This is a genomic window from Mesorhizobium sp. CAU 1741, from assembly GCF_039839275.1.
Taxonomy (GTDB): domain Bacteria; phylum Pseudomonadota; class Alphaproteobacteria; order Rhizobiales; family Rhizobiaceae; genus Aerobium.
This window is the reverse complement of sequence record NZ_JBDOQP010000005.1, coordinates 68669-90272: the sequence shown is the minus strand read 5'-3', so window position 1 is coordinate 90272 and position 21604 is coordinate 68669. Positions and strand designations below refer to the sequence as shown.

General features: G+C 64.2%; 19 protein-coding genes. 13 read left to right on the top strand and 6 right to left on the bottom strand.

What is annotated here, in order from left to right; translation table 11 throughout:
- From AAFN84_RS19405 to AAFN84_RS19395, 3 genes are read left to right on the top strand one after another with little or no spacing between them, the layout of a single operon-like run.
- Positions 1-1617, top strand: a complete 1617-nt coding sequence (locus tag AAFN84_RS19405; RefSeq protein ID WP_347516324.1) for an acyl-CoA synthetase — start codon at positions 1-3, stop codon at positions 1615-1617.
- Positions 1614-2357, top strand: a complete 744-nt coding sequence (locus tag AAFN84_RS19400; protein WP_347516323.1) for an SDR family oxidoreductase — start codon at positions 1614-1616, stop codon at positions 2355-2357. Before AAFN84_RS19405 ends, AAFN84_RS19400 begins: the two co-directional genes overlap by 4 nt.
- Positions 2357-3193 carry a DUF296 domain-containing protein gene (locus AAFN84_RS19395; protein ID WP_347516322.1) on the top strand — a complete coding sequence of 279 codons (837 nt, stop codon included), beginning with the start codon at positions 2357-2359 and terminating at the stop codon, positions 3191-3193. The genes AAFN84_RS19400 and AAFN84_RS19395 overlap by 1 nt, the downstream gene beginning before the upstream one ends.
- A gap of 66 nt (positions 3194-3259) precedes the next feature.
- Here the strand turns inward: AAFN84_RS19395 and AAFN84_RS19390 are convergent, their stop codons facing one another.
- The 5 genes from AAFN84_RS19390 to AAFN84_RS19370 form a co-directional block, all read right to left on the bottom strand.
- Positions 3260-4285, bottom strand: coding sequence for an extracellular solute-binding protein (locus AAFN84_RS19390; protein ID WP_347516321.1), 1026 nt, complete (start codon positions 4283-4285; stop codon positions 3260-3262).
- A gap of 48 nt (positions 4286-4333) precedes the next feature.
- On the bottom strand, positions 4334-4744 hold the full coding sequence (locus tag AAFN84_RS19385) for a Rieske (2Fe-2S) protein (RefSeq protein ID WP_347516319.1): 411 nt from the start codon (positions 4742-4744) through the stop codon (positions 4334-4336).
- A 3-nt stretch (positions 4745-4747) separates the two neighbouring features.
- The gene (locus AAFN84_RS19380; RefSeq protein WP_347516318.1) at positions 4748-5857 is read right to left on the bottom strand and encodes an amidohydrolase family protein; all 1110 of its coding nucleotides are present in this window, start codon (positions 5855-5857) and stop codon (positions 4748-4750) included.
- Positions 5854-6972, bottom strand: a complete 1119-nt coding sequence (locus AAFN84_RS19375; protein ID WP_347516317.1) for an amidohydrolase family protein — start codon at positions 6970-6972, stop codon at positions 5854-5856. Before AAFN84_RS19375 ends, AAFN84_RS19380 begins: the two co-directional genes overlap by 4 nt.
- Before the next feature lie 169 nt (positions 6973-7141).
- Positions 7142-8062 (bottom strand): LysR family transcriptional regulator, encoded by a 921-nt coding sequence (locus tag AAFN84_RS19370; protein ID WP_347516316.1) that lies wholly within the window; start codon positions 8060-8062, stop codon positions 7142-7144.
- Between the two features lie 237 nt (positions 8063-8299).
- Between AAFN84_RS19370 and AAFN84_RS19365 the strand changes: the two genes are divergently transcribed.
- Positions 8300-10072 (top strand): iron ABC transporter permease, encoded by a 1773-nt coding sequence (locus AAFN84_RS19365; RefSeq protein ID WP_347516315.1) that lies wholly within the window; start codon positions 8300-8302, stop codon positions 10070-10072.
- 25 nt (positions 10073-10097) lie between these two features.
- Complete coding sequence (locus tag AAFN84_RS19360; RefSeq protein WP_347516314.1) at positions 10098-11195, top strand: ABC transporter ATP-binding protein; 1098 nt, start codon at positions 10098-10100, stop codon at positions 11193-11195.
- Positions 11196-11305: 110 nt separating this feature from the next.
- Here AAFN84_RS19360 and AAFN84_RS19355 read toward each other — a convergent pair whose 3' ends face one another.
- Positions 11306-12265, bottom strand: a complete 960-nt coding sequence (locus AAFN84_RS19355) for a LysR family transcriptional regulator (protein WP_347516313.1) — start codon at positions 12263-12265, stop codon at positions 11306-11308.
- Between the two features lie 151 nt (positions 12266-12416).
- On the opposite strand from AAFN84_RS19355, the gene AAFN84_RS19350 reads away from it, so the two are divergent.
- The 8 genes from AAFN84_RS19350 to AAFN84_RS19315 all read left to right on the top strand — a co-directional run bounded on the left by AAFN84_RS19350 (position 12417) and on the right by AAFN84_RS19315 (position 21598).
- Complete coding sequence (locus AAFN84_RS19350; protein WP_347516312.1) at positions 12417-13763, top strand: FAD-dependent oxidoreductase; 1347 nt, start codon at positions 12417-12419, stop codon at positions 13761-13763.
- A gap of 19 nt (positions 13764-13782) precedes the next feature.
- Positions 13783-15054 carry an aconitase X catalytic domain-containing protein gene (locus AAFN84_RS19345; RefSeq protein ID WP_347516311.1) on the top strand — a complete coding sequence of 424 codons (1272 nt, stop codon included), beginning with the start codon at positions 13783-13785 and terminating at the stop codon, positions 15052-15054.
- Entirely contained in the window at positions 15054-15485 is a 432-nt protein-coding gene (locus AAFN84_RS19340; RefSeq protein WP_347516310.1) for a DUF126 domain-containing protein, read from the top strand. The genes AAFN84_RS19345 and AAFN84_RS19340 overlap by 1 nt, the downstream gene beginning before the upstream one ends.
- 89 nt (positions 15486-15574) lie before the next feature.
- Entirely contained in the window at positions 15575-16795 is a 1221-nt protein-coding gene (locus tag AAFN84_RS19335) for a TAXI family TRAP transporter solute-binding subunit (protein WP_347516309.1), read from the top strand.
- Positions 16796-16873: 78 nt separating this feature from the next.
- Positions 16874-18868 (top strand): TRAP transporter fused permease subunit, encoded by a 1995-nt coding sequence (locus AAFN84_RS19330; protein WP_347516308.1) that lies wholly within the window; start codon positions 16874-16876, stop codon positions 18866-18868.
- Positions 18865-19956 (top strand): amidohydrolase family protein, encoded by a 1092-nt coding sequence (locus tag AAFN84_RS19325; RefSeq protein ID WP_347516307.1) that lies wholly within the window; start codon positions 18865-18867, stop codon positions 19954-19956. The genes AAFN84_RS19330 and AAFN84_RS19325 overlap by 4 nt, the downstream gene beginning before the upstream one ends.
- On the top strand, positions 19953-21080 hold the full coding sequence (locus AAFN84_RS19320; RefSeq protein WP_347516306.1) for an amidohydrolase family protein: 1128 nt from the start codon (positions 19953-19955) through the stop codon (positions 21078-21080). Before AAFN84_RS19325 ends, AAFN84_RS19320 begins: the two co-directional genes overlap by 4 nt.
- A complete protein-coding gene (locus AAFN84_RS19315) occupies positions 21077-21598 on the top strand; it encodes a DinB family protein (protein ID WP_347516305.1) in 522 nt (173 codons plus the stop codon). The genes AAFN84_RS19320 and AAFN84_RS19315 overlap by 4 nt, the downstream gene beginning before the upstream one ends.
- Positions 21599-21604: the final 6 nt, after the last annotated feature.

Here is a 21604-nt window from a genome sequence, read left to right as displayed (position 1 = left end):
ATGAACGCGGCGACCAGTCCCGCCAGCACGAGGGTGATGAACCTTTCGCAGTTCCTGCACCAGGCCATGCAGCGCGACCCCGATGGCATCGGCTTCGTGTGGGGCGAGGACACATGGACCTGGCGGGAAATGGAAGCGCGGGTCGACGCGATGGCGACAGCGCTCGCCGGTGAATTCGGCATCGCCAAGGGCGACCGCGTCCTGGTTCAGTCATCCAACTGCAACCAGATGTTCGAATCCATGTTCGCCTGCTTCCGCATCGGCGCGGTGTGGGTGCCGACGAATTTCCGCCAGACGCCGGATGAAGTGGCCTATCTCGCACAGGCGAGCGGCGCGCGCGGCATGATCTGCGGCGCCGGCTTTTCCGGCCACGCCGCCGCTTGCAGCGCCGCCTCGGCGGCATTGCAGTTCGTCATTTCGATTGGCACATCGGATTTCGGCGAGGACTACGACACCATCGTCGCCCGCAACCGTGGCAGGCCGGTCAGGCCGGTTGCGGTCGACCGCGACGATCCCTGCTGGTTCTTCTTCACGTCGGGCACCACCGGCCGCCCCAAGGCGGCGGTCCTGACGCACGGCCAGATGGCCTTCGTCGTCACCAACCATTTGTGCGACCTGATGCCAGGCACGAGCCTGGCCGACGCATCCATCGTCGTCGCGCCATTGTCGCACGGGGCCGGTGTGCACCAGCTCGTCCAGGTGGCGCACGGCGCCAAGACCATCCTGCCGCCGGAGCAACGCTTCGATGCCGGCACGATATGGTCGCTGGTCGAGAAATGGCGCGTCACCAACGTCTTCACCGTGCCGACGATCCTGAAGATGCTGGTGGAAGACCCCGCGGTCGAGAACTTCGACCACTCCTCGCTGCGCTACGTGATCTATGCCGGCGCGCCGATGTATCGCGAGGACCAGAAACGGGCGCTCAAGGCGCTCGGACCGGTGCTGGTGCAGTATTTCGGCCTCGGGGAAGTCACGGGCAACATCACGGTCCTGCCGCCGGCGCTGCATTCGGTCGAGGACGGCCCGCATGCCCGCATCGGCACCTGCGGCTTCGCGCGCACCGGCATGCAGGTGGAGATCCAGAACGACGCCGGCGACGCGGTCGCGGCCGGCGAAACCGGCGAAATCTGCGTGATCGGGCCGGCGGTGTTTGCCGGATATCATGACAATCCCGAGGCCAACGCCAAGGCGTTCCGCAACGGCTGGTTCCGCACCGGCGACCTCGGCCACATGGACGCGAACGGCTTCGTCTACATCACCGGCCGCGCATCCGACATGTATATCTCCGGCGGCTCCAACATCTATCCGAGGGAGATCGAAGAGAAGATCCTCGAGCATCCTGCGATCAGCGAGGTGGCGGTGCTCGGCGTGCCCGATCCGGTGTGGGGCGAGATCGGCATTGCCGTCTGCGTCGCGCGTCAGGGTGCTGGAGAAGACAACATCGACATGAGGGAATGGCTCGAGCCGAAGATCGCCCGCTACAAGATGCCGAAACGATTCATCTTCTGGAGCGAACTGCCGAAGTCGGCCTACGGCAAGATCACCAAGAAGATGATCCGCGAGGAACTGGAGCGGCGCGGAGAACTCGCGGCCCCCGAAAGGGAGCCGGCAACGTGAGCGGCGCGGTGATCGTGACCGGCGGGGCATCGGGCATCGGGCTCGAAACCGCCCGCCTGTTGAAGGCGCGCGGCTGGAGCCCCTACCTTCTCGATATGAAGCAGGACGCGCTGGATGAAGCCTGCGCGACGCTCGGGCTGGAGGGTGGACACGGCATCGCGCTCAGCGTCACCGACGAAGACGCGGTCGACGCAGCGATCGCCAGGATTTCCGGGTACGAAACCCTTGCCGGGCTCGTCAATTGCGCCGGCATCGGCCTTGACCGCCCGGCCGTCGAGACAAGCGTCGACGAATTTCGCAAGATCGTCGACGTGAACCTCACGGGCACGTTCATCGTGTCGCGGGCGGCTGCGCGCGTGTGGCTCGCGGCGAAGCTGCCGGGGTCGATCGTCAACATCACCTCGGTTTCGGGCGTGATCGGCAACAAGGGCCGCAGCGCATATGGCGCGTCCAAGGGTGGTCAGAACCTGCTCACCCTGGTGATGGCCAACGAGCTTGGCCCCAGCGGCATCAGGGTCAATGCCGTCGCACCCGGCCCGGTCGACACGCCGCTGTCTCGCGCGGTGCACACCGACGACGTGCGCCGCCAATGGCATCAGCGCATACCGCAGCGGCGCTACGGGAACCCGGTCGAGATCGCCGGAGTCGTCGTGTTCTTGCTGTCGCCCGACGCGAGTTACGTCAACGGGCAGGTGCTTGCGGTGGACGGCGGCTTCGCCACCGCCGGACTGTCCAACTGATGCGCTCTCTGACGCAGCCCGGACCGGTCGCCACAGAGAGGATGAAGGCCGTCCCCTGCCGCGCCCATCCTGTGCAACTTCCTCTTGCCGCCGGCGCCACGGTCAACGAGGCGATCACCGGTGCCCTGGCGCGGGCGGGTTTCTCGTCGGGATACGTCACGCTCGAAAACGTCGCCGTGGCGCCGATGCGCTACGTGATCCCCGCCAACGCGCCGGACGACACGCATGTCGCCTGGTACAGCGACACGCACGCTCCCGACGGCGTGGTCGTCATCGAACGGGCGGGCGTCATCGTCGGCACCCGGGACGGCGAGCCGTTCATGCATTGCCACGGCATCTGGCGCGAGCCGGACGGCGCGCGACGGGCCGGCCACCTGCTGCCGCACGACACGATCATTGCCGCCAACGCCCAGCTCCATGGCTGGGGCACGGAAGGAGCGGTCTTCGTCGCCCGCGAAGATCCCGAGACCAATTTCAAGCTGTTCGCCGCCGAGCCGACGGAACCGGCAGCCGCCAGGCCCAATGCACTGGTCGCCACGATAAGGCCCAACGGCGACGTCTGCCTGGCGATCGAGGCGCTGTGCCGCGCCAATGGCCGCAGCTCGGCGACGATCCATGGTGTCGGCAGTCTCGTCGGCGTCGACTTCACCGACAATCGCCACGTGCCGTCTTATGCCACCGAAGTCTTCATCACCCGTGGTGAGGTATCGGCATCGACATGTTCGCTCGACGTCGCTCTTGTCGGCCTCGACGGCGAAATCCACGAAGGCAGGCTGAAACGCGGCACCAATCCGGTCTGCATCACCTTCGAGCTTCTGGTCGCATTCGCTGACTAGACCGATGGCGTGATAACGTGTGGGCAGCGGTTCGCACCGCTACCCACACGCCGCCCGGGAGGCTGATCAGTCGTAGATTTCGCGCGCGATTTCCATCATCGGACCGTATTCGTCCAGTTCGCGTGTTCCCAGGAGCTTCGCCTGCGCGAAGCGGCGCGATTGCTCGTCGAGATTTTCCACCACGCCCTCGACCACCGGAAACATCCAGGCCTCAGCATATGTCTTCTGCTGCTCCAGGGCGAGAAAGTGGTTGATGAAGAGGCGCGCGGCATTCGGCGCTGGCGCGTTCTTGAGGATGGCGAAGTGGATCGGCACATAAGGCACTCCGTCTTCGGGGATGACCACTTTGACGGGCAGTTGCTGGAGGTCATTGGCGAAGGCGAACATCTGCGGGATGTAGAGCGGATATTCACCACGCGCCACGCGACGGGCGTCGTTGCGAAGGTCGCGGCTGAACACGGGCTCGTTCGCGGCAAGCTGGTCGTTGAACTCTCGGCCATATGTCTTCTGGAGCACCACGAACATCGTTCCGCCGCTGCCCAGGGGACGCATGTCGTCCGACAGGATCTTGCCCTTCCATTTCGGATCGGCAAGATCCTTCCATGTCTTGGGCTCGTCTTCGGGGGCGACGAGATTGGTGTTGACCAGGATTCCATAGACCTGGAGGAATCCGGGAATGTGTATGTCGGTTGGCTTGGTCAGCAGGTCGTCACGCAGATTTGCCATGTTCGGTATGTCGCCATGCGGCTCGTATTCGACGCCCTGCTGCTCCTTGAGGATCTCGATCGAGCCGGCCGAGTGCATCAGGACGTCGCCGAGATAGCGGCCCGCCGACTGTTCGGTACGGACCCGCTCGCTCAATTCGCTGGCCCGTACGTCCATGGACTGGACGGTGATTCCGTATTCTTCCTCGAAGCTGTCGATCACCTTCTGGAACTGCGGCGATCCGAGCTGCGAGTTGTAGACGGTCACGGTGCCTTCCTCCTTGGCGGCCGCGACCACGGCATCCCAGTCCGCGGAGGACTGCGCGCTCGCCCCGTTCGTCACTCCCAGGACGAGTGCAAACGCGGCAACTGCAATTGACAATTTCATGGGTTCTCCTCCCGTTCGCCTGCGCCGCTCATGCGGGCGCAGAGTTCGTCAGACCTCCAGGATCACGTAGTCTTCCTCCTGCGTGACCTTGAAGGTTTCGGCTTGGTATGGCCCTTCGATCCGGTCGCCCTTGGCGACGCTGACATCGAAGCTCTTGACCCGCGTGCGCGCCGGGTCGCAGTAGGAGCGGCCCGTTCTGATGTCGAATTCCCAGCCATGCCAGGGGCAGCGCACCATCTCCCCGATCCGCGTCATGCGGTAGTGACCGGGTCCGTCCGACTCCGCTAGGCCTATGATCTGTCCCTTGCACAGGTCCGCCCCTTCATGCGGGCAGCGATTGGCGATGGCGAAGAAGTCACCCTTGACGTTGAACAGGGCGATCTCGCGCCCGGCGACGCTGACATGCTTGGCGGTGCCGGGCGCGACCTCGTCAGCGCGGGCGATCACATATCGAGCCATCGCCTATGCCCAACCGTAGAACCGTGCCGCGTTGCCCGAGAAGATCGCCTGGCGCTCCTCGTCCTCGAGCGGAATCTTGAATGCATGGGCCGGGTCGTCGAAGTCCCAGTGAGGATAGTCCGTGGAAAACATCAGCCGGTCGGTGCCGATCCAGTTCAACGTATCGCGCAGGTTGCGCGCCGGGAACGGCTCCTCCATGGGCTGCGTGGTGAACCAGACATTCTCGCGCAGATATTCCGATGGCGGGCGGCGGAGATGGGGAACCTCGTCGCGCATCTTTTCCCATGCGCGGTCCATCCGCCAAGAGAAGGCAGGCGCCCAGCCGAAACCGCCCTCGACGAATGCGATGCGCAAGGTCGGGAACCGGGCGAAGACGCCTTCGAAGATGAAGCTCGCGAGAAGCGCCTGCATCGTCTGCACCTGCGAGTGGTGCTCCTCGATGTAGTAGGAGGGCCAGCCCGCGCCCGTTGCCGGATGCCCGCCGATACCGCCGACATGCATGGCAATGGGCAGATTCGCCGCCGTCGCGGCCTCGTAGATCGGCCAGTAGCGGCGGCGGCCGAGCGGCTCGGTCGAGCGCGGCGGCAGAAGGATCTGGGCGTATCGTGCGTCTCCGGCCCGCTTCTCGATCTCGGCCACGGCCGCGGCGGGATCCTCCTGCGTCACCACGAGCGAGGCTTTCAGCCTCGGTTCGGGCCCGCAGAATTTGTCGACCTGCCATTCGTTGACGGCCGAAGCCAGCGCGATGCCGAAGTCGAGATTGCGCTGATTGCCCGGTGTGCCGCGCAATGGCACCAGAACGCCGATCCTGATGCCATGGGCGTCGAGGTGCTGCTCTCGCATGAACTGCACGTCGCTGCCCGGCGGGCCGCCATTCGGGGGCCAGGCGTCGGCGCGCGCGACTTCCGGCGTCATGCGCGGATGCGACAAGGTGTTCGCCAGCCCCTGCCTGAGGCTGTTGCCGTACGTCGCCATATGCGTGCGCCAGCGCTGCGAAAGGAACGGCATGAGTTCGTCCGGCGTCGTCATCGAGGGATGGATGTCGCAATCGATGATGCCTTGGCCCTGCCGCGCCATCGCGTCGGGGTTCTCGATCGTCAGCGTATCGCTCATGCCGTCTGCTCCTTTGCGAGAGCCTCGCGTAGTCTCGGATAGGTGGCCAGCGGATTGTCCCGGAGAATCTTCCGGCCCAGCTCGGCACCGAAGGCGGCTGGCAGCGCCGCCTGGCCATCGAAGTGCCAATGGGGGAAATCCGAGGCGTAGAGAAGCAGGTCGTCGCAATCCAGATGCACCAGCGTGCGCTCGATCTGGCTGGCTTCCAGCGCATCGGCGGGCTGGATCGTGAAGCGAACATGGCGCTTGACGAGTTCGCTCGGCGGCTGCTTGATCCATGGCGTTTCGGCGCGCGTGCCCCTCCAGGTCTTGTCTGCCCGCCAGAAGAAGGACGGAACCCACATGAAGCCCGTTTCGGCGAAGACGAAGCGGATCGCCTCGAAACGCGCGAAGACGCCCTCGGCCACAAGGCTCAGAAGCTGGCTTTCGGCGATCGCGGCCTGCGCGATGTAATCTTCGATGACGTGGCTGGGCCATCCGGTCGCGGTCGGCGCATGCCGGTAGCTCCCCCCTGCATGGATCGCCACCGGCAGGTCGTGCCGCTGTGCGGCCTCATAGATCGGCCAGTAGCGGCGACGCCCGAGCGGTTCGTCGTTCATCGACAGCAACAGGATCTGGACAAAGCGCGTGTCGGCGGCACGCCGCTCGATCTCCTCCACCGCCAGTTCGGCATTCTGCGCCGAAATCACGATGCTGCCGCGCAGGCGCGAATCCCGATCGAGCCAGTGCTCTGCAAGCCAGTCGTTGACGGCCCGACACAAGACCGCGCCCATGTCGTCTGAGTGAAGTATCTGCGCGCCATGAAGGGGATTGCAGATCGCCAGGCTCGCTCCGAGCTCGTCGAACACCGCCCGCCGCACAGTATCGATCGGCGCCTCGCCGTCCCGCCCCACCCAATCCGGCCGCTTGTTGATCGGCGCATTCGGCGGCGAAGCGGTCATGGCGAGGTTCAGCCGGTTGAAGCCCCGCATCTCGAACGACTGGCGCCAGAAATCGTCCAGATACGGCATCAGCGCGTCCGTCTCCGGCGCGGGAGGGTGAACGTCGCAATCGATGCCGCCGCGCGTCGGCAACGGCTCCGCTGTGAAGTTTGATGGCGATGGCGCGTGGTTCACGGCGTCTCCTCTCCATTCGGCTGGGGCTCGTCATTCATGATCGTGACGATTTCCCGGGCCGCGACTTCCCTAGTGTGGAGGAGCCTACGTCTTTCGCACGAAGCTGAGAATGAACTGATTTGAGCGAGCTTTTTTTCCGAATCGCGAAAGAGCGATCCGTGGCGCGTGATCAGGAGGCCGGTGCTTCGCCATCGTCCCGATCCCAGACAGGCTGCGGCTCGAGGTTCTCGCGCAACCATGCAAGCAGTGCCTGGACGGCCGGTTTGCGCATGCGGTTGAGTGGCACCAATGCCTTCAGCCACAATTCGGAAATCGCGAAATCAGGCAGCACCTCGACGAGCTTTCCTTCGCGGATCGCCTCGCGGGCGAGGTAACGCGCGACCACCGCGATGCCCTGCCCGCGACGGCACATGTCGAACAGGAGCTGCGTATCGTTCGATGACGTCTTGGAATGGACTTCCACGACGACTGGTCCTTGCGGCGTCGTGAACGACCACGTCGTGCCGATGGCGTGAAACGTCAGGCAATCATGCTCGAGCAGGTCTCGCGGATGGAGCGGCGCACCGCGCGACCTTATGTAGTCGGGCGCTGCGCAACACATGCGGGGATACGGGCACAGCGGCTGGTCGTGCACGTTCCAATAGGACGGCGACAGTGCGCCGAGTGCGATGTCGAACCCTTCTTCGGCAGGGTCGACCGACCTGTCGACGAGCACGATCTCGAGCGTCAGGTTCGGGTTCCTGTTCTGGAATTCGCCAAAGATTTCGCTGAGGTGAAGACTGGAAAAAGTGCGCGGGACCTTGACGCGCAGATGGCCAGCCACGCCCGCCCCCATCGCTTCCTCTCCCTGCATGGCGCGTTCGAGATCGCGCAGGATTTCCGAATAGCGCGGGATGGCGAGACTGCCGGCCTCGGTCAGTTGCAGGCGCCGTGTCGAGCGCACGAACAGCTTGACCTTCATCTGGTCTTCCAGCCGGCCGATCCGCTTGGTGATCACGGACGGCGCGACGCCGATCGTGCGCGCGGCGGCGGAAAAGCTGCCGCAGCGCGCCGCGACCAGGAATGCACGGATGTTGTCGATGGTATCCATGGCCCATAATGCGGGCGGTGCGCGTCGCCTCGTCAAGCCCATTTTTCTCGCTTCGGAAAAGGTGATGCGCCGAATTCAGCTATTCCCCCGACGCATTGTCGTCCGCTAGCGTCGGCACGCCGGGGAGGAGACCTGGCGAATTCGGGCGTGGCCGCAGCGGCGGACATGCGATGCGACAGGGAGGCCCGAAATGGCGCAGTACCCCGTTCCGGACGCGCAATTCAGGCTGCGTTCCTCGTGACGACGACGCTTCATCCGCGACCGGAGGCTGCGTCGGCCGCACCGCGGCGATCACCCGGTCGACGCCTTGCCAGCCCCCGGAGACTTGGCGGCGGCTCGCTGACGCGTCATGTTGCGCTGGGCTGCCTCGTCATCATCCTTGGGTTCCTGACGATCTACCCGCTTGGCATGCTGCTTTACGGCAGCTTTCACTCAACTCCGCCAGGCGTCGCGGGCGAGTTCAATCTGGACGGGTACCGCGCAATTTTCACAGCCAGCAACGCACTCGTGCTGGTCAACACCATTGGCATATCGCTGGCCAAGACGATCCCGTCCCTGCTGATGGCGATCCTGCTCGCCTGGATCATCGCGCGCACCGACACGCCTTTTCGCGGCGCGCTCGAAGTGCTGATCACCCTGCCCTTCTTCATTCCGCCGATCCTGACCGCGATGGCGTGGGGCATGCTGGGCAACGAGCAGGTCGGCCTCATCAACATGGCGTGGCGCTGGCTCTCCGGTTCGGACAATGCCCTCGTCGACATTTACTCCTATGGCGGGGTCGTCTGGCACATGTGCCAGTACTCCGTGCCATTCCTGTTCCTGTTCATCGTCGACGCGTTTCGCGCGATGGACCCGTCGCTGGAGGAATCCAGCCGCATGTGCGGTGCCTCGCGATGGACCACGTTTCGGCGGGTCACGCTGGTGCTCATGCTTCCGGTTCTGACGAGTTCGTTCATTCTCAGCTTCATCCGGGGCGTGGAATCGTTCGAGTCGGCGCTGTTCTTCGGCACCCCCGCCGGCATCAAGGTCATCACCACCGAGATCTATGAAGCGATCAATCATCGCGCGGTGCCCGACTACCAGTATGCCACGGCGCTGAGCTTCGCCATCCTGATGCTGATGTTCGTTCTGGTGATCTGGCAGTGGCGCCTGCTCAGGGGCCGCTCCTTCCAGACCGTGACCGGAAAGGGCTATCGCCCAAGCGTGACCGAGCTGGGGCGATGGAAATGGGTGACCTTCGCAGTTTGCGTCCTCTTCTTCGTCGTCACGGTGGTGCTGCCCGTGGGCCAACTCTTCCTCGGCTCGTTCTTCCAGTTCTTCGGCTTCTACGGCTGGGACATGCTGACGCTCGATCACTATCGCGCGGTATGGTCCAATCGCGAGGTCTGGCGCGCGTTTGGAAACACGCTGTTTCTGGGACTGACGGGCGCCACCGTCACCATGATCCTGGGCGCGGTCGTCGCCTATATTTCCGTGCGGACCCGGTGGCGCGGCAGGCTGCTGATCGATGCACTCGCCTGGCTGCCATGGATGATGCCGGGCATGGTGCTGGGCGTCGGATTCCTGTGGGCCTTCGCGATGCTGCCGGGGCCGATCACCATCTACGGCACCATCTGGGCACTGCTTCTCGCCTACATAACGCTCGGCACCCCCATCGCCACGCGGGTGATGAGCGGCAGCTATCACCAGCTCGCCTACGATCTGGAGGAATGCTCGCGCGTGCATGGCGCAAGCTGGCTCCAGACCTTCTGGCGCGTGATCGTCGCCTTGTCGTGGCCTGCTTTCGCCGTCGGCTGGATCCTGACGTTCTTCGGCATCATGCGCGAGTTGAGCGCCTCGATCCTGCTCTATTCGGCCGGTTCGGAGGTGCTCTCGGTGGTTCTGCTGAAGATGTGGACCAACGGCCTCGCCGAACAGGTCAGCGTCATCGGCCTGATCATGATGTTGATGGTTATCGTCTTCCGCTGGGTGCATCTGCGCCTGCTGAAGAAGCGTCTCAGCACGCTCTAGCCGCACTGACGAAGGGATTGGATTGATGTCGAGCGTATCGATCAGGGATGTCAGGCGTGACTATGGCAGCTTCGTCGCGGTCGACGGGATTTCGCTCACCGTGGAAAGCGGAGAGTTCGTGACGCTGCTAGGTCCGTCCGGCTGCGGCAAGACGACGACGTTGCGGATGATCGCCGGGCTGGAAAAGAACACCGGCGGCACCATCCGCATCGGGGAAACGCTGGTCAGCGATGCATCCGCCAACCTCTTCCTGGCGCCCGAACGGCGCAAGCTGGGCATGGTTTTCCAGTCCTATGCGATCTGGCCGCACATGTCGGTCTTCGACAACGTCGCCTATCCGCTGCGGATTCGCCGCAGGAGTGGCGGCGAGATCGACGATCGGGTGCGCCAGGCTCTTCGCATGGTCGAGATGGAGGCGTTCGCCGACCGCCCCGCGCCTGCCCTGTCCGGGGGACAGCAACAGCGCGTCGCCATCGCCCGCGCCCTGGTTTTCGAGCCTGAGGTGCTGCTCCTCGACGAACCATTGAGCAATCTCGATGCCCGTTTGCGCACGCAGATGGGCGACGAGTTTCGTCAGCTTCAGCAGCGCCTCGGCATCACGACGATCTACGTCACCCATGACCAATCGGAGGCCATGGCGCTCTCGGACCGCATCGTGGTGATGAAGAGCGGAAACATCCTCCAGATCGGTGCGCCGGAAAGCATCTATCACCGTCCGCTATCGCGCGAGGTGGCGACATTCTTCGGCGATCCCAATCTCATCGAGGCCGATGTTCGCGACTGCCGGCAGTTGAGCGCGGACGTCTTCGCGCTCGACGTGGAGGGACCGGGCTGGAGCGGGGAATGCCGTGCGGCCGTGGCTGTTTCCAGCGGGTCGAAAGTCACGATCGTGGTGCGGCCGGAAAGCCTGCGCGTCGGTGACGCGGCCGGCGAAGGGCCGGCGCTGGAATGGACCGGCACGGTCTCGCAGTCGATCTTCCGCGGCTCCCACAGATCGATCGTCATCGACACGCCGGGCCATTCGCTCAACGCGGAGACATCCTCGCTTGCCAATCCCTCGATTGGCAACCAGGTCACCGTAAGCGCGCCGGCCGCTGCGGTGTGGGCTCTGGCCGCAGGCTAGAGCGGGATGAGGAAAAGTGTGAAGCGGTTTTCCGCCCGCATCCCGCTCTATCTCCTTGGAATCGATCCCGTTCATGAATTCAGGTCGATTCGACCTGAATTCATCGCGATCTAGGAAGGCCACTCCAGGGGCAAGGCACGGTCCGCCCCTGCCGCCGGACCCGACGTCGCATCCTCGCGGTCCCACGGCGCGATCGGCGCGGACGCCTCCCGCAGGCATGATATGACCGCCTGGACAGCGGGATTCTTGTGCCGGTTGGCGGGCACCAGCGCCTTGACCCACAGATCCTGGACCGGAAACTGCGTCAGAACCGGTACGATCCGCCCGGCCGCCAGGCTTCGCCGGGCAATGTGGCTCGCGATCATCGCTATCCCCAACCCCTGCTCCACGGCATTGAGGAGAACGTGGCTGTCATTGACGGAGAAGGAGGTGGGTACGTTGACGGACACCGCGCCCGCCGGTCCCTCGAACTGCCAGTTGCTGCCCGTTGCCAGGAACGACAGGCATTTGTGGTCGGTGAGATCGCGGGGGTGGACGGGCTGGCCGTGACGCTCGATATAGGCCGGTGCCGCGTACGCGGCGCGCGGCATCGGACACAGCGGGACGTCGACGACATTGGCATAGGAAGAAGGCAGCGCGCCGATGGCGAGGTCGAAACCCTCCTCGACCGGATTGACCGAGCGATCCATCAGCACCAGCTCCATCTGGATACCCGGATTCTCAGCCTGGAATTGCGTCAGCAGCGCGCCGAAATGCAGGATGGTCAGCGTGGTCGGGCACTTGATCCGCAAACGCTCCTCCAGCCGGGACGCATTCGACACCGCATCCTTGAAGGCGTGGTCCACCTCCGTGACGATTGCCATGAACCGGGCGTGGCAACGGTGACCGACCGGTGTCAGTTCGAGGCTGCGCGTCGAACGCCGGAACAGCGGCATCTTCATCGTGTGTTCGAGCTGGTTGATGCGTTTGGCGATCACGGAGGGAACCGTGTCGAGTTCGCGTGCCGCCGCTGAAAAGCTCCCGGTCCGCACCACAACGAGAAAGGTGCGCATGTTGTCGAGCGTGTCCATGATGACCTCCCTGTCGCATCTTTCGCATATTGAGCTAGGTGTTGGCATGAAAACAGTCTTTTTTTCGCAGTACGTTCCTCTCTAGGATGCCTCCGACAAGCCGCCGCAGGCTCGCTTGGCGCACTGCGGAACTTTGGGAGGAGACCGCACCATGGCTCAATCACCGAGCACAGAGACGATCACGCTGCGCAAGGAAGCCGGTGCCACCCCCCATCGCGTCAAGGCCGACATCTGCGTTGTCGGCGCGGGCATCGCCGGAATCTCCGCGGCCCTGCAGGCGGCCAAACTCGGCCGCAAGGTAGTGATCGTCGACAGCCAGCCGGCATTGGGCGGCCAGGCGGTCAACTCCATCATAGCGACTTTCTGCGGGCTGTTTTCCAACGGCACGCACGGGTACCAGTTCACCTATGGCATCGCCGACGACCTGCTCTCCTTTCTCGAAGCGCAGGACAAGGCCGTATTCTACCGCAATGGCCCGCGCACCACCGTGGTCTATTACGACGAGGTCGCGCTTGGGCGATGGGTTGAAAGCAGCGTGCTGGAAGCCGGCATCACACCGCTTCTCGGCGCCATGATCTCGGACACGCGCATGGAAAACGGCCGCATCGTCGCTGTCGATTTTCTCACGCGCTACGGCCCAGTCACCGTCGAAGCCGACGGCTATGTAGACGCCAGCGGCGACGCAGCACTGGTCTGGCAGGCCGGTCTTCCCTGCCGTGAACCGGCAAATCACCGCGTCTTCGGCACGCAGATGGTTGTTCTGGAGAACATCGACGAGGCCGGACAGCCGTCCAAGGAGCTCATCAGCGAGCGCATGAAGGAGAAGGGCGACGCCTACGGCCTGCTTCGGCGCGAAGGGCTGGGCTTCACCATTCCCGGCCGCGGCATCGCGGCGATGAACATGACGCATGTCGAGACACCGCTTCACCCGGTCGAGGCATCCGCCAAGGCGCTGGAAGGCAAGGAGCAGGCATCGCGCGCGGTCGATTTTCTCCGCGCGGAGTTTCCTGAATGTTTCGGCGCCGCGCGTGTGCGCTCCTTCGGTTTGCCGGGCATCCGCCAGACCCGATGGATTGCCGGCAGCCACCACCTGACCGTCGACGAGATCAGGGCGGGCACGAAGTTTGACGACGCCATCGGCAGGACGGCCTGGCCGATCGAACTTCACGACCATGGCGATGGCCATCATTGGATCGTGTTCGACGAGGATCACGCCCATTACATTCCGCTGCGCAGCCTCGTTCCCGCCGAATGCCACAACGTGGTGGCGGCCGGACGCTGCATCGATGCCGATTCGGCGGCGCTGTCGAGCGTGCGTGTGATGGGCCCCTGCATCGCCATGGGCATGGCTGCCGCCCACGCACTCGACCTCGCCGGGTCCGGCAGCGTGCACCAGATCGACATGGACAAGATGCGGGCACGCGTGGCCGACAATGTCGAGAAGCAGCACTACCGCTGGTCGACCGACGATCTCGCCCGCACGGCTTCGGTCTACTGAGCATCCACGGAGGACAGCGATGCGACTGACGGATCATGAGAAATCGATGCTTTCAGGCGACCACGGCGCAGCCAAAGCACGCGCCATGGATCTCCTGGTGCGCTATGGCGAAGCGCTCGGCGCCGAACGGCTCGTCGAGACCAACAATGTCGCTGGTGCCTTCAACGCCTCGACGCCCTCGATCCGCCATCTGGCCGAGCAGGGCTTCGACAAGGTCTTTTCCGAGCTGAACCTCGACAGCGACGAGACCGTCGAAATCCCGCGCATGGAGGCCAGCACCTGCCAACTGATCACCGGCATCGACAACGACAACTGGCGCATCCAGGGCGTGGACCCGCATCTCGCCGAACTCCAACGCCAGTCGGAGAAGTATCTGGGGCAGCGCGGCATCAACATGATGGCGACCTGCACGCCCTACCAGGTTGGCAACGTCCCGGTGAAGGGTGAGCATTGCGCCTGGATGGAGTCGTCGGCGGTCATCTACTGCAACTCGGTGCTCGGCGCGCGCACCAATGTCGAGGGCAAGGAAAGCACCGGGGCCGCGGCGCTGACGGGCCGAATTCCGTACTGGGGGTTTCATCTCGACGAGAACCGGTACGCGCAGCATCTCGTCGAGCTGGACATCGCCGTCGACGACATGATGGATTGGGGCCTGCTCGGCTATTTCATCGGCTATGCGGTGGAAGAGGAGATTCCCGTCCTCTCCGGCGTCGCCCATCAGCCGAGCCTGGTCAAGCTCAAGCATTTTGGCGCCGCGGCGGCCTCCTCCGGCGGGGTCGAGATGTACCACATTCCCGGCGTAACACCTGAAGCCGCGACGCTGGAACAGGCGTTCGGCCCGCGCGAGACGAAGAGCGTCATCCGCTACGGCGCCAGGGAGCGCGCGCAGACGTTCGAGAAGATCCAGAGCGCCACCGACCGCAAGATCGACTTCGTCATGCTCGGTTGCCCGCACAACTCGATCGAACAGATGGAACTGATCGCGCACCTGCTCGAAGGCCGCACGATACACCCCGACGTCCAGTTGTGGGTTCACACGCCGCGCGCCATCAAGCAGATCGCCGACCGAAGCGGCTACTGCGAGGTGATCGAGAAGGCGGGAGCCGTGGTGATGAGCGACACCTGCCCCGCCATCTCCCGCCGCATGCCGCCCGGCGTCAGGGTCATCGCGACCGACTCCGCCAAGCAGGCCCACTACCTGCCGGCCATCGGCAAGGTGCAGGGCTGGTTCGGGTCCGTCCGCCACTGCGTCGATTCCGCCGTCGCCGGTGAATGGATGGGGGCCGCCTGATGACCGCGAGCCTCGATGAAAAGCTGACAATCAAGGCACGCAAGGTGGTGGGCGGCAAAGCCGCCGGCGAGGCGTTGGTGACGCGGCAGACGATTTCCGGCTGGGGCGGCATCAACGAGCGCGACGGCTCGATCATCGAGCGTCTGCACGAATTGCACGGGCAGTCCTTCGCCGGCAAGGTTCTCGTGTTCCCCGGCGCCAAGGGGTCTTCGGGCTGGTCGGCCTTCTTCCACATGACGCGTCTCAACGGCGTCGCCCCAATGGCGATGATCTTCACCAGGATGACGACCAAGATCGCGCTGGGCGCGGTCGTTACCCGTGTTCCGTCAGTCACCGACTGCGACCGCGACCCATTGGAGGCGATTGCGACGGGAGACTGGGTCGAAGTCGATGCCGACGCCGGAACCGTCACCGTAACCCGAAGGAGTTGAACCCACGCGGCGCGGATGGAGGAGCCGGGCCTGCGCCAACGAAGAAAGTGAAACGACCGTCGATCAACGAACGTCAAGGAGGAGACACGATGTTCAACCGCAAGACCACCAGACGATCCATTCTGCTCGCCGGCACCGGCGCAATCGCCCTGCTGGGCGCCTCGGTACCGGCCACATTCGCGCAGGACGCCTACGAATGGCCCCAATTCTTCAATGTCATCACGCCGATCGTCGGCACTGCCAACCATTCCCTCGCGGTCGCGTGGACGGGGGAGTTCACCGCACAGACGGGGTCGCGTGCCAGGGTCCTGCCTGCGCCCAACGGTTTCTCGCGAGCCGCTTGGCTCAACCAGGGTGAAGGTCGGATCGTGCTCTATCAGGCCTCCGACTATTTCGACCAGATGGATGCCAAGGAAGGGTACGCCACGGCCGAAGCCGGGCCGACGGACACGCGCCTGCTCAACATGAACCAGGTGACCGGCTGGGGCTACATGGTGCGCGGCGACTCGCCGATCCAATCCTTCGCCGACATCGGTCCCGACACGCGCATCTCGTTCTCTCCGAGCTCGTCATTCCTGATCGCCGGCATCGACGCATTGCTGGCCTATCTGGGCATGGAACGCGATGACGTCCAGCTCGTGGAAGTCGGCAATTACGGGGCGAATACCGCCGTGATCCCCGAAGGCCGCGCGGACGTGACGTTCACGTCGCCGACATCGGGTCCGAGCTACGAGGCGGAGGCGGCGCCGGACTCGATCCGCTGGCTGCCATTGCCGCATCGCGAAGACGATCCGGAGGCGTTCGCGCGCTATCGCGCCATCCACGCCGGATACGTGCCGCGAGAGGTCGAGTCCGGTGTCACCACGTCGCATGGCGTCTACATGGACCATGCCTTCCAGGCCAATCACGTGAAGGCCGATGAAGATCCTGAATTCGTCTACCAACTGATCAAGTGGATGGACGAGCAGCACGACAGCTACAAGGACGACTTCCAGCACGCTCACATGATGAGCATCGACAATCTGATTGCATTCCTCGACACCGGCGCTCTTCAGCCGCTGCACGAAGGTGTCATCCGCTACCTCGAGGAAAAGGGCCTCTGGAAGGAGGAATACCAGAAGCGCCAGGACCAGCTGGTCGAGCTCGCTCAGGCGCAGGTCGCGGGCTATCAGGCCGCGATGGAGGCCGCCACGGCCGACGGCATCACGATCGGCGCCGACAGCCAGCAATGGCACGAATTCTGGGCGGACTATCGCCAGGAAAACGGGCTGCCGGCGTCCTTCGGCAAGGCTGTTCTGGACCTCGAATAGCCGCGTGTATCGGCCGCCGGTGCCGGGTGGCGCCGGCGGCCGGATCAGCCGGCGCCAAGGCGGAAAAGGTTTCGCGAAATGCTGAATGACAAGGAAGTAGCGCTGAGCCAGGCGGCTGTGCCGGAGGATCTGCGCGATCGGACTCTGGAACGGTGGCAGAGCATGCCGGGCGCCGTACGCGCGCTGCTGCTGACCATGTCCGCGGCGGGCGCGACCCTCGCCGTCGTGTACATCTTCGGTATCGTGCCGCTGCTGGACGTGACCTACTACTTCCTTCTCATGGCGCTGTACCTGCCATGGGTCTACCTTCTGCTTCCCGCCTGGAAAGGCGAGAACACCGTCGGCATCTTCTCCTATGTTCCGGCAATCGCCATCTTCGGCTTGACGGCCTTCATGGCCTATATGGGCCGCTCGCTCGTGTTCCAGACATGGGTGCCTGTACAGCACACCTGGCAACTCGTCGTCGCCGTCGGCCTCTACGTGCTGATCCTGGAGGCGGCCCGTCGCGCCGGCGGGCTGATCTTCCTGGTCATCGTCGTCGCCCTGTCGCTCTACCCGATCTATGCCGTCTACATGCCAGGCATGCTTTGGGGGCCGCCGACGTCCCTGTCGCGCACCATCTCGTTCAACATCTTCTCCGGCGATGCGATGCTGGGCGTCGTCACGCGTGTCGTCGGCGAGACCATCATCGGCTTCCTCATCCTTGCCGCTCTGCTGGTGGCGACAGGTGCTGCGGACTTCTTTCTCAATCTCGCTTTGGCCCTGATGGGCAAGGCACGCGGCGGTCCCGCCAAAGTTGCCGTGATCGCGTCGGGCTTCTTCGGCAGCCTTTCCGGCTCGATCTTTTCAAACGTGGTTGGTACGGGGTCGGTGACCATCCCGGCAATGAAGAGAGCCGGTTTCCCGCCTCACTATGCCGGTGCGCTCGAAGCGTGCGCCTCGACGGGCGGAATGCTGATGCCGCCCGTCATGGGCGCGGTCGCCTTCATCATGGCCGATTTCACCAACACGGCGTACGGCGTCATCGTGCTGGCCGCGATCATTCCCAGCGTGCTCTACTATTTCGGCCTTTACTGCCATGTGGACGGTTATGCCGCCAGGAACAACATCCAGGGCATGCCGAAGGAAGACCTGCCGTCGGTCCGCAAGACGCTCATCGAGGGCTGGCCGTTCATCATCGTTCTCGGCTTCCTTGTTTACTGCCTCGTCTTCCTTCGGCTCGAGCGATTGGCGCCGTTCTACGCTTCAGCGCTGCTGATCGCGCTGACCTTCTTCCGCAAGGAACTGCGCATCCGCCTCCATCACATTCCGAACATCATCTACGAGATCGGCAAGATGCTGAGCCAGACCATCGGTCTGCTGCTGCCGACGAGCTTCATTCTCGGCGGACTGATGGCCACGGGCGTGGCCCCGGTCATCGCATCCGAACTCGTGCGAATGGGTGGTGACAGCGTCGTGCCGGTGCTCGCCATCGGCATCGCCGTGTGCATCGTCTTCGGCATGCTGGGAATGATCGTGGCGGCCTATCTCATGCTCGCCCTGACGCTCGCGCCTGCGCTGGAACAGATCGCCGGCCTGAACACGCTCGCGATCCACATGTTCATCGCCTACTACGCGACGCTCGCGGCAATCACGCCGCCCGTGGCGCTGGCCGCATTCCTTGCCTCGCGGATCAGCAACTCGGACCCGATCGTCACCAGCATGACGGCGGCGCGGCTGGGGATCGTGCTCTACTTCATTCCCATCTTCTTCCTGTTCGAACCCGCTCTCATCCTGCAGGGGCCGCTCTACCTCACGGCAATCTGGGTGCTCGCCAACATCTTGGCGGTGATCATCATCGCCGGCGCATCGGAAGGCAGGCTGATGTATGTCGGGCGCCTCAGGCTATGGACGCGGCCGATCCTGTTTGTCGCCGGACTTCTCATCGGTTTCCCGGAATGGATAAGCACGGTCGCGGGTCTGGTCGTGGTGGGCGCGATCATCGCGTTGCGCGGCCTCTCCTGGGAGCCGGATGCGGCATCCGACGGCCCCGCGCCGCGCAGCAGCGGGCTCACCCACGAGCCGGCGCAATGATGGCGGACAGCATCGACACCACGCACCCGGCGCCGCTGCCGATCAAGGGGCTGCGGGCCATCGACGCCGACATACATCCGCGCTCGCCGCGTCGCGCCGACCTCCTGCCCTATCTCGACGAGTACTGGTCCGAGATCGTGATGTCGCGCGACGTCGACCATCTCGAGTTGACCGGCTACCCGGAATCCGCCGCGCCGTTCCGCCCGCCGAACCAGGACATGAACGCGGACGCCGCCAGCATGGGGCGGGCTCACCTCGACCCCCTCGGGCTGGACGCGGCCATTCTCAACGTCGCGTCGGGCCTGCATGGCATCTTCGATCCATACATGGCCGCCGCGCTTTGCTCGGCGACCAACCGATGGCTGGCGGATGAATGGCTTTCCGCGGATGGCCGGCTGCGTGCCTCGCTCGTCGTGCCGTTCCAGCATCCGGAAGCCGCCGTCGCCGAGATCCAGCGATACGCGGGCGACGAACGCTTCGTACAGGTGCTCGCCATGGCGATGGGCGAGACGCCGCTCGGCCGGCGGCACCACTGGCCGATCTACAAGGCGGCGGTCGACAACGGCTTTGCCATCGCGATCCACAATGGCAGCTCATATCGCCACGCGCCGACGCAAAGCGGCTTTCCTTCATTTCTTGTCGAGGACCAGATCGCGCAGGCGCAGGGTTTCGCCAACCAGGTCGGCAGCCTTCTGGCAGAAGGCGTGCTGGCGCAATTCCCCGCCATCCGTATCGTCCTCATCGAATCCGGCGTGACCTGGCTTCCGGGCCTCATGTGGCGCATGGGCAAGGATTGGCGCGGCGCGCGCATCGAGGTGCCGTGGGTCAAGACGAAGCCGGCCGAACTCATCCGCACCCATTTTCGCCTGACCACGCAGCCGTTCGACGGTCCCGCGGAGCCTGGCGAGGCCGAAAAGGCGATCGAGCATCTGGGCAGCGAGGAGATGCTGCTGTTCGCCACCGATTTTCCCCACGACCACGGGCAGAACCTTTTGAATTGGCCGCAGGCACTTCCGCGCAAGATGACCTCCCGCATCGCGCGCGACAATTTCAAGGATACCTATCCCCGTCTGGAGATCGGCCGATGAACGAGATGACCATGGAGAGGCAAGCCGAGACCGTATCACCGACTTACGGCGTTGTGGATTGCGATATTCATCCGGCATTTTCCGAGCGCAGCGAACTGGCGCGCTACCTTCCGGCACGCTGGCAGGAGCACCTGCGCGATTTCGGATTGCGCACCGGCAATCCTTTCGCAGGCTCGATGCCCTATCCTCGCCTGACGCCCGGCAACGGCATGCGGCGCGATGCCTGGCCGCCTTCCGGCGGGCCACCGGCATCCGACCTCGCATTTCTCCAGGAGCAGTTGCTCGACCCCCTGAACATCGAATTCGGGCTGCTCCAGCCGCTGGCTGCCGGCAGTTCGGTTTTCAACCAGCAGTTTGGCCGCGCCCTGTGTACGGCAATCAACGACTGGCAGATAGACAAGTGGCTGTCGAAGGAACCACGGCTGAGGGGTGCGATCTGCGTGCCTCAGGAAGATGTCGAAGGCGCGCTGGCAGAGATCGAACGCCGCGCTTCTGACAGGCGCTTCGTACAGATCGCCATCCCCCCGCGCGCGCTGGAGCCTGCGGGTCGACAGCGCTACTGGCCGATCTACGAGGCGGCGGCGCACCACGGTCTGCCGATCGGCATGCATTCCGCCGCCTATGGATCTCGGGCAAATACCGGAGCGGGCTGGACGTCGTTCTACATCGAGGAGCACTACGCCTTTTCGAACGCTGCCCAGACGGCATTGACGAGCATGATCTTCGAAGGGGCCTTCGAAAGGTACCCCGGTCTGAAGCTGGTGCTGGTGGAAGGCGGTTTCGCATGGCTGCCGCCGCTGATGTGGCGCATGGACCGCGAATGGACGCGGATGCGCAATGAAGTCCCTCACCTCACGCGCGCGCCATCGTCCTATGTGGGCTCCAACGTCTGGCTGACGACCCAACCCATCGAAGAGCCGGAGAACAATCGTCACCTGTATGACCTGCTGCGATGGATCGGGGCGGGCCGGCTGATGTTCTCGACCGACTATCCGCACTGGGATTTCGACCACCCCGAGCATGCCTTCAAGGTTCCGTTGTCGCCGCAGGATCGACGCGCCATCGTCCGCGACAACGCTATTTCCCTGTTCCGCTTGAATGCCGAGGCGAAGGCCAGGGCATGATCGAACCTGCCTATGTGGAATTGCTTGCCCGCTACAATGCCGAGATGAACCGGCGCTTCATCGCCGCCGCGGCCGAGCTCGACGAACCACGGTTGCGCGAAGATCGCGGGGTGTTCTGGAAGTCCTTCCTGGGCACGATGAACCACATACTTTGGGCCGATCTCGTGTGGCTCTGGCGCTTCGGCGCCGGCGACCAGCCATCAGGCACACGCGACGCCAGCGACACGTTCACCGTCGGTTTCGGCGAGTTCCGCCAACGACGCACCGATGCGGATGACGCGATTTCACGGTGGGCCGGCACGGTCGATCGGCAGTGGCTGGCGATGCCCTACGCCTGGTTCGCGGGCACCGAGAAGTCCTTTGAAACGCCCCGCGCCTTTCAGGTCGTGCATATGTTCAATCACCAGACGCACCACCGTGGCCAGGCCCATGGCGTGCTCACCTCCCTTGGCAAGGATACCGGCCAGACCGATATCTGGATAATGGCAGACGACGCGGACCGTGCCCGCGCCCGGTGATGCGGC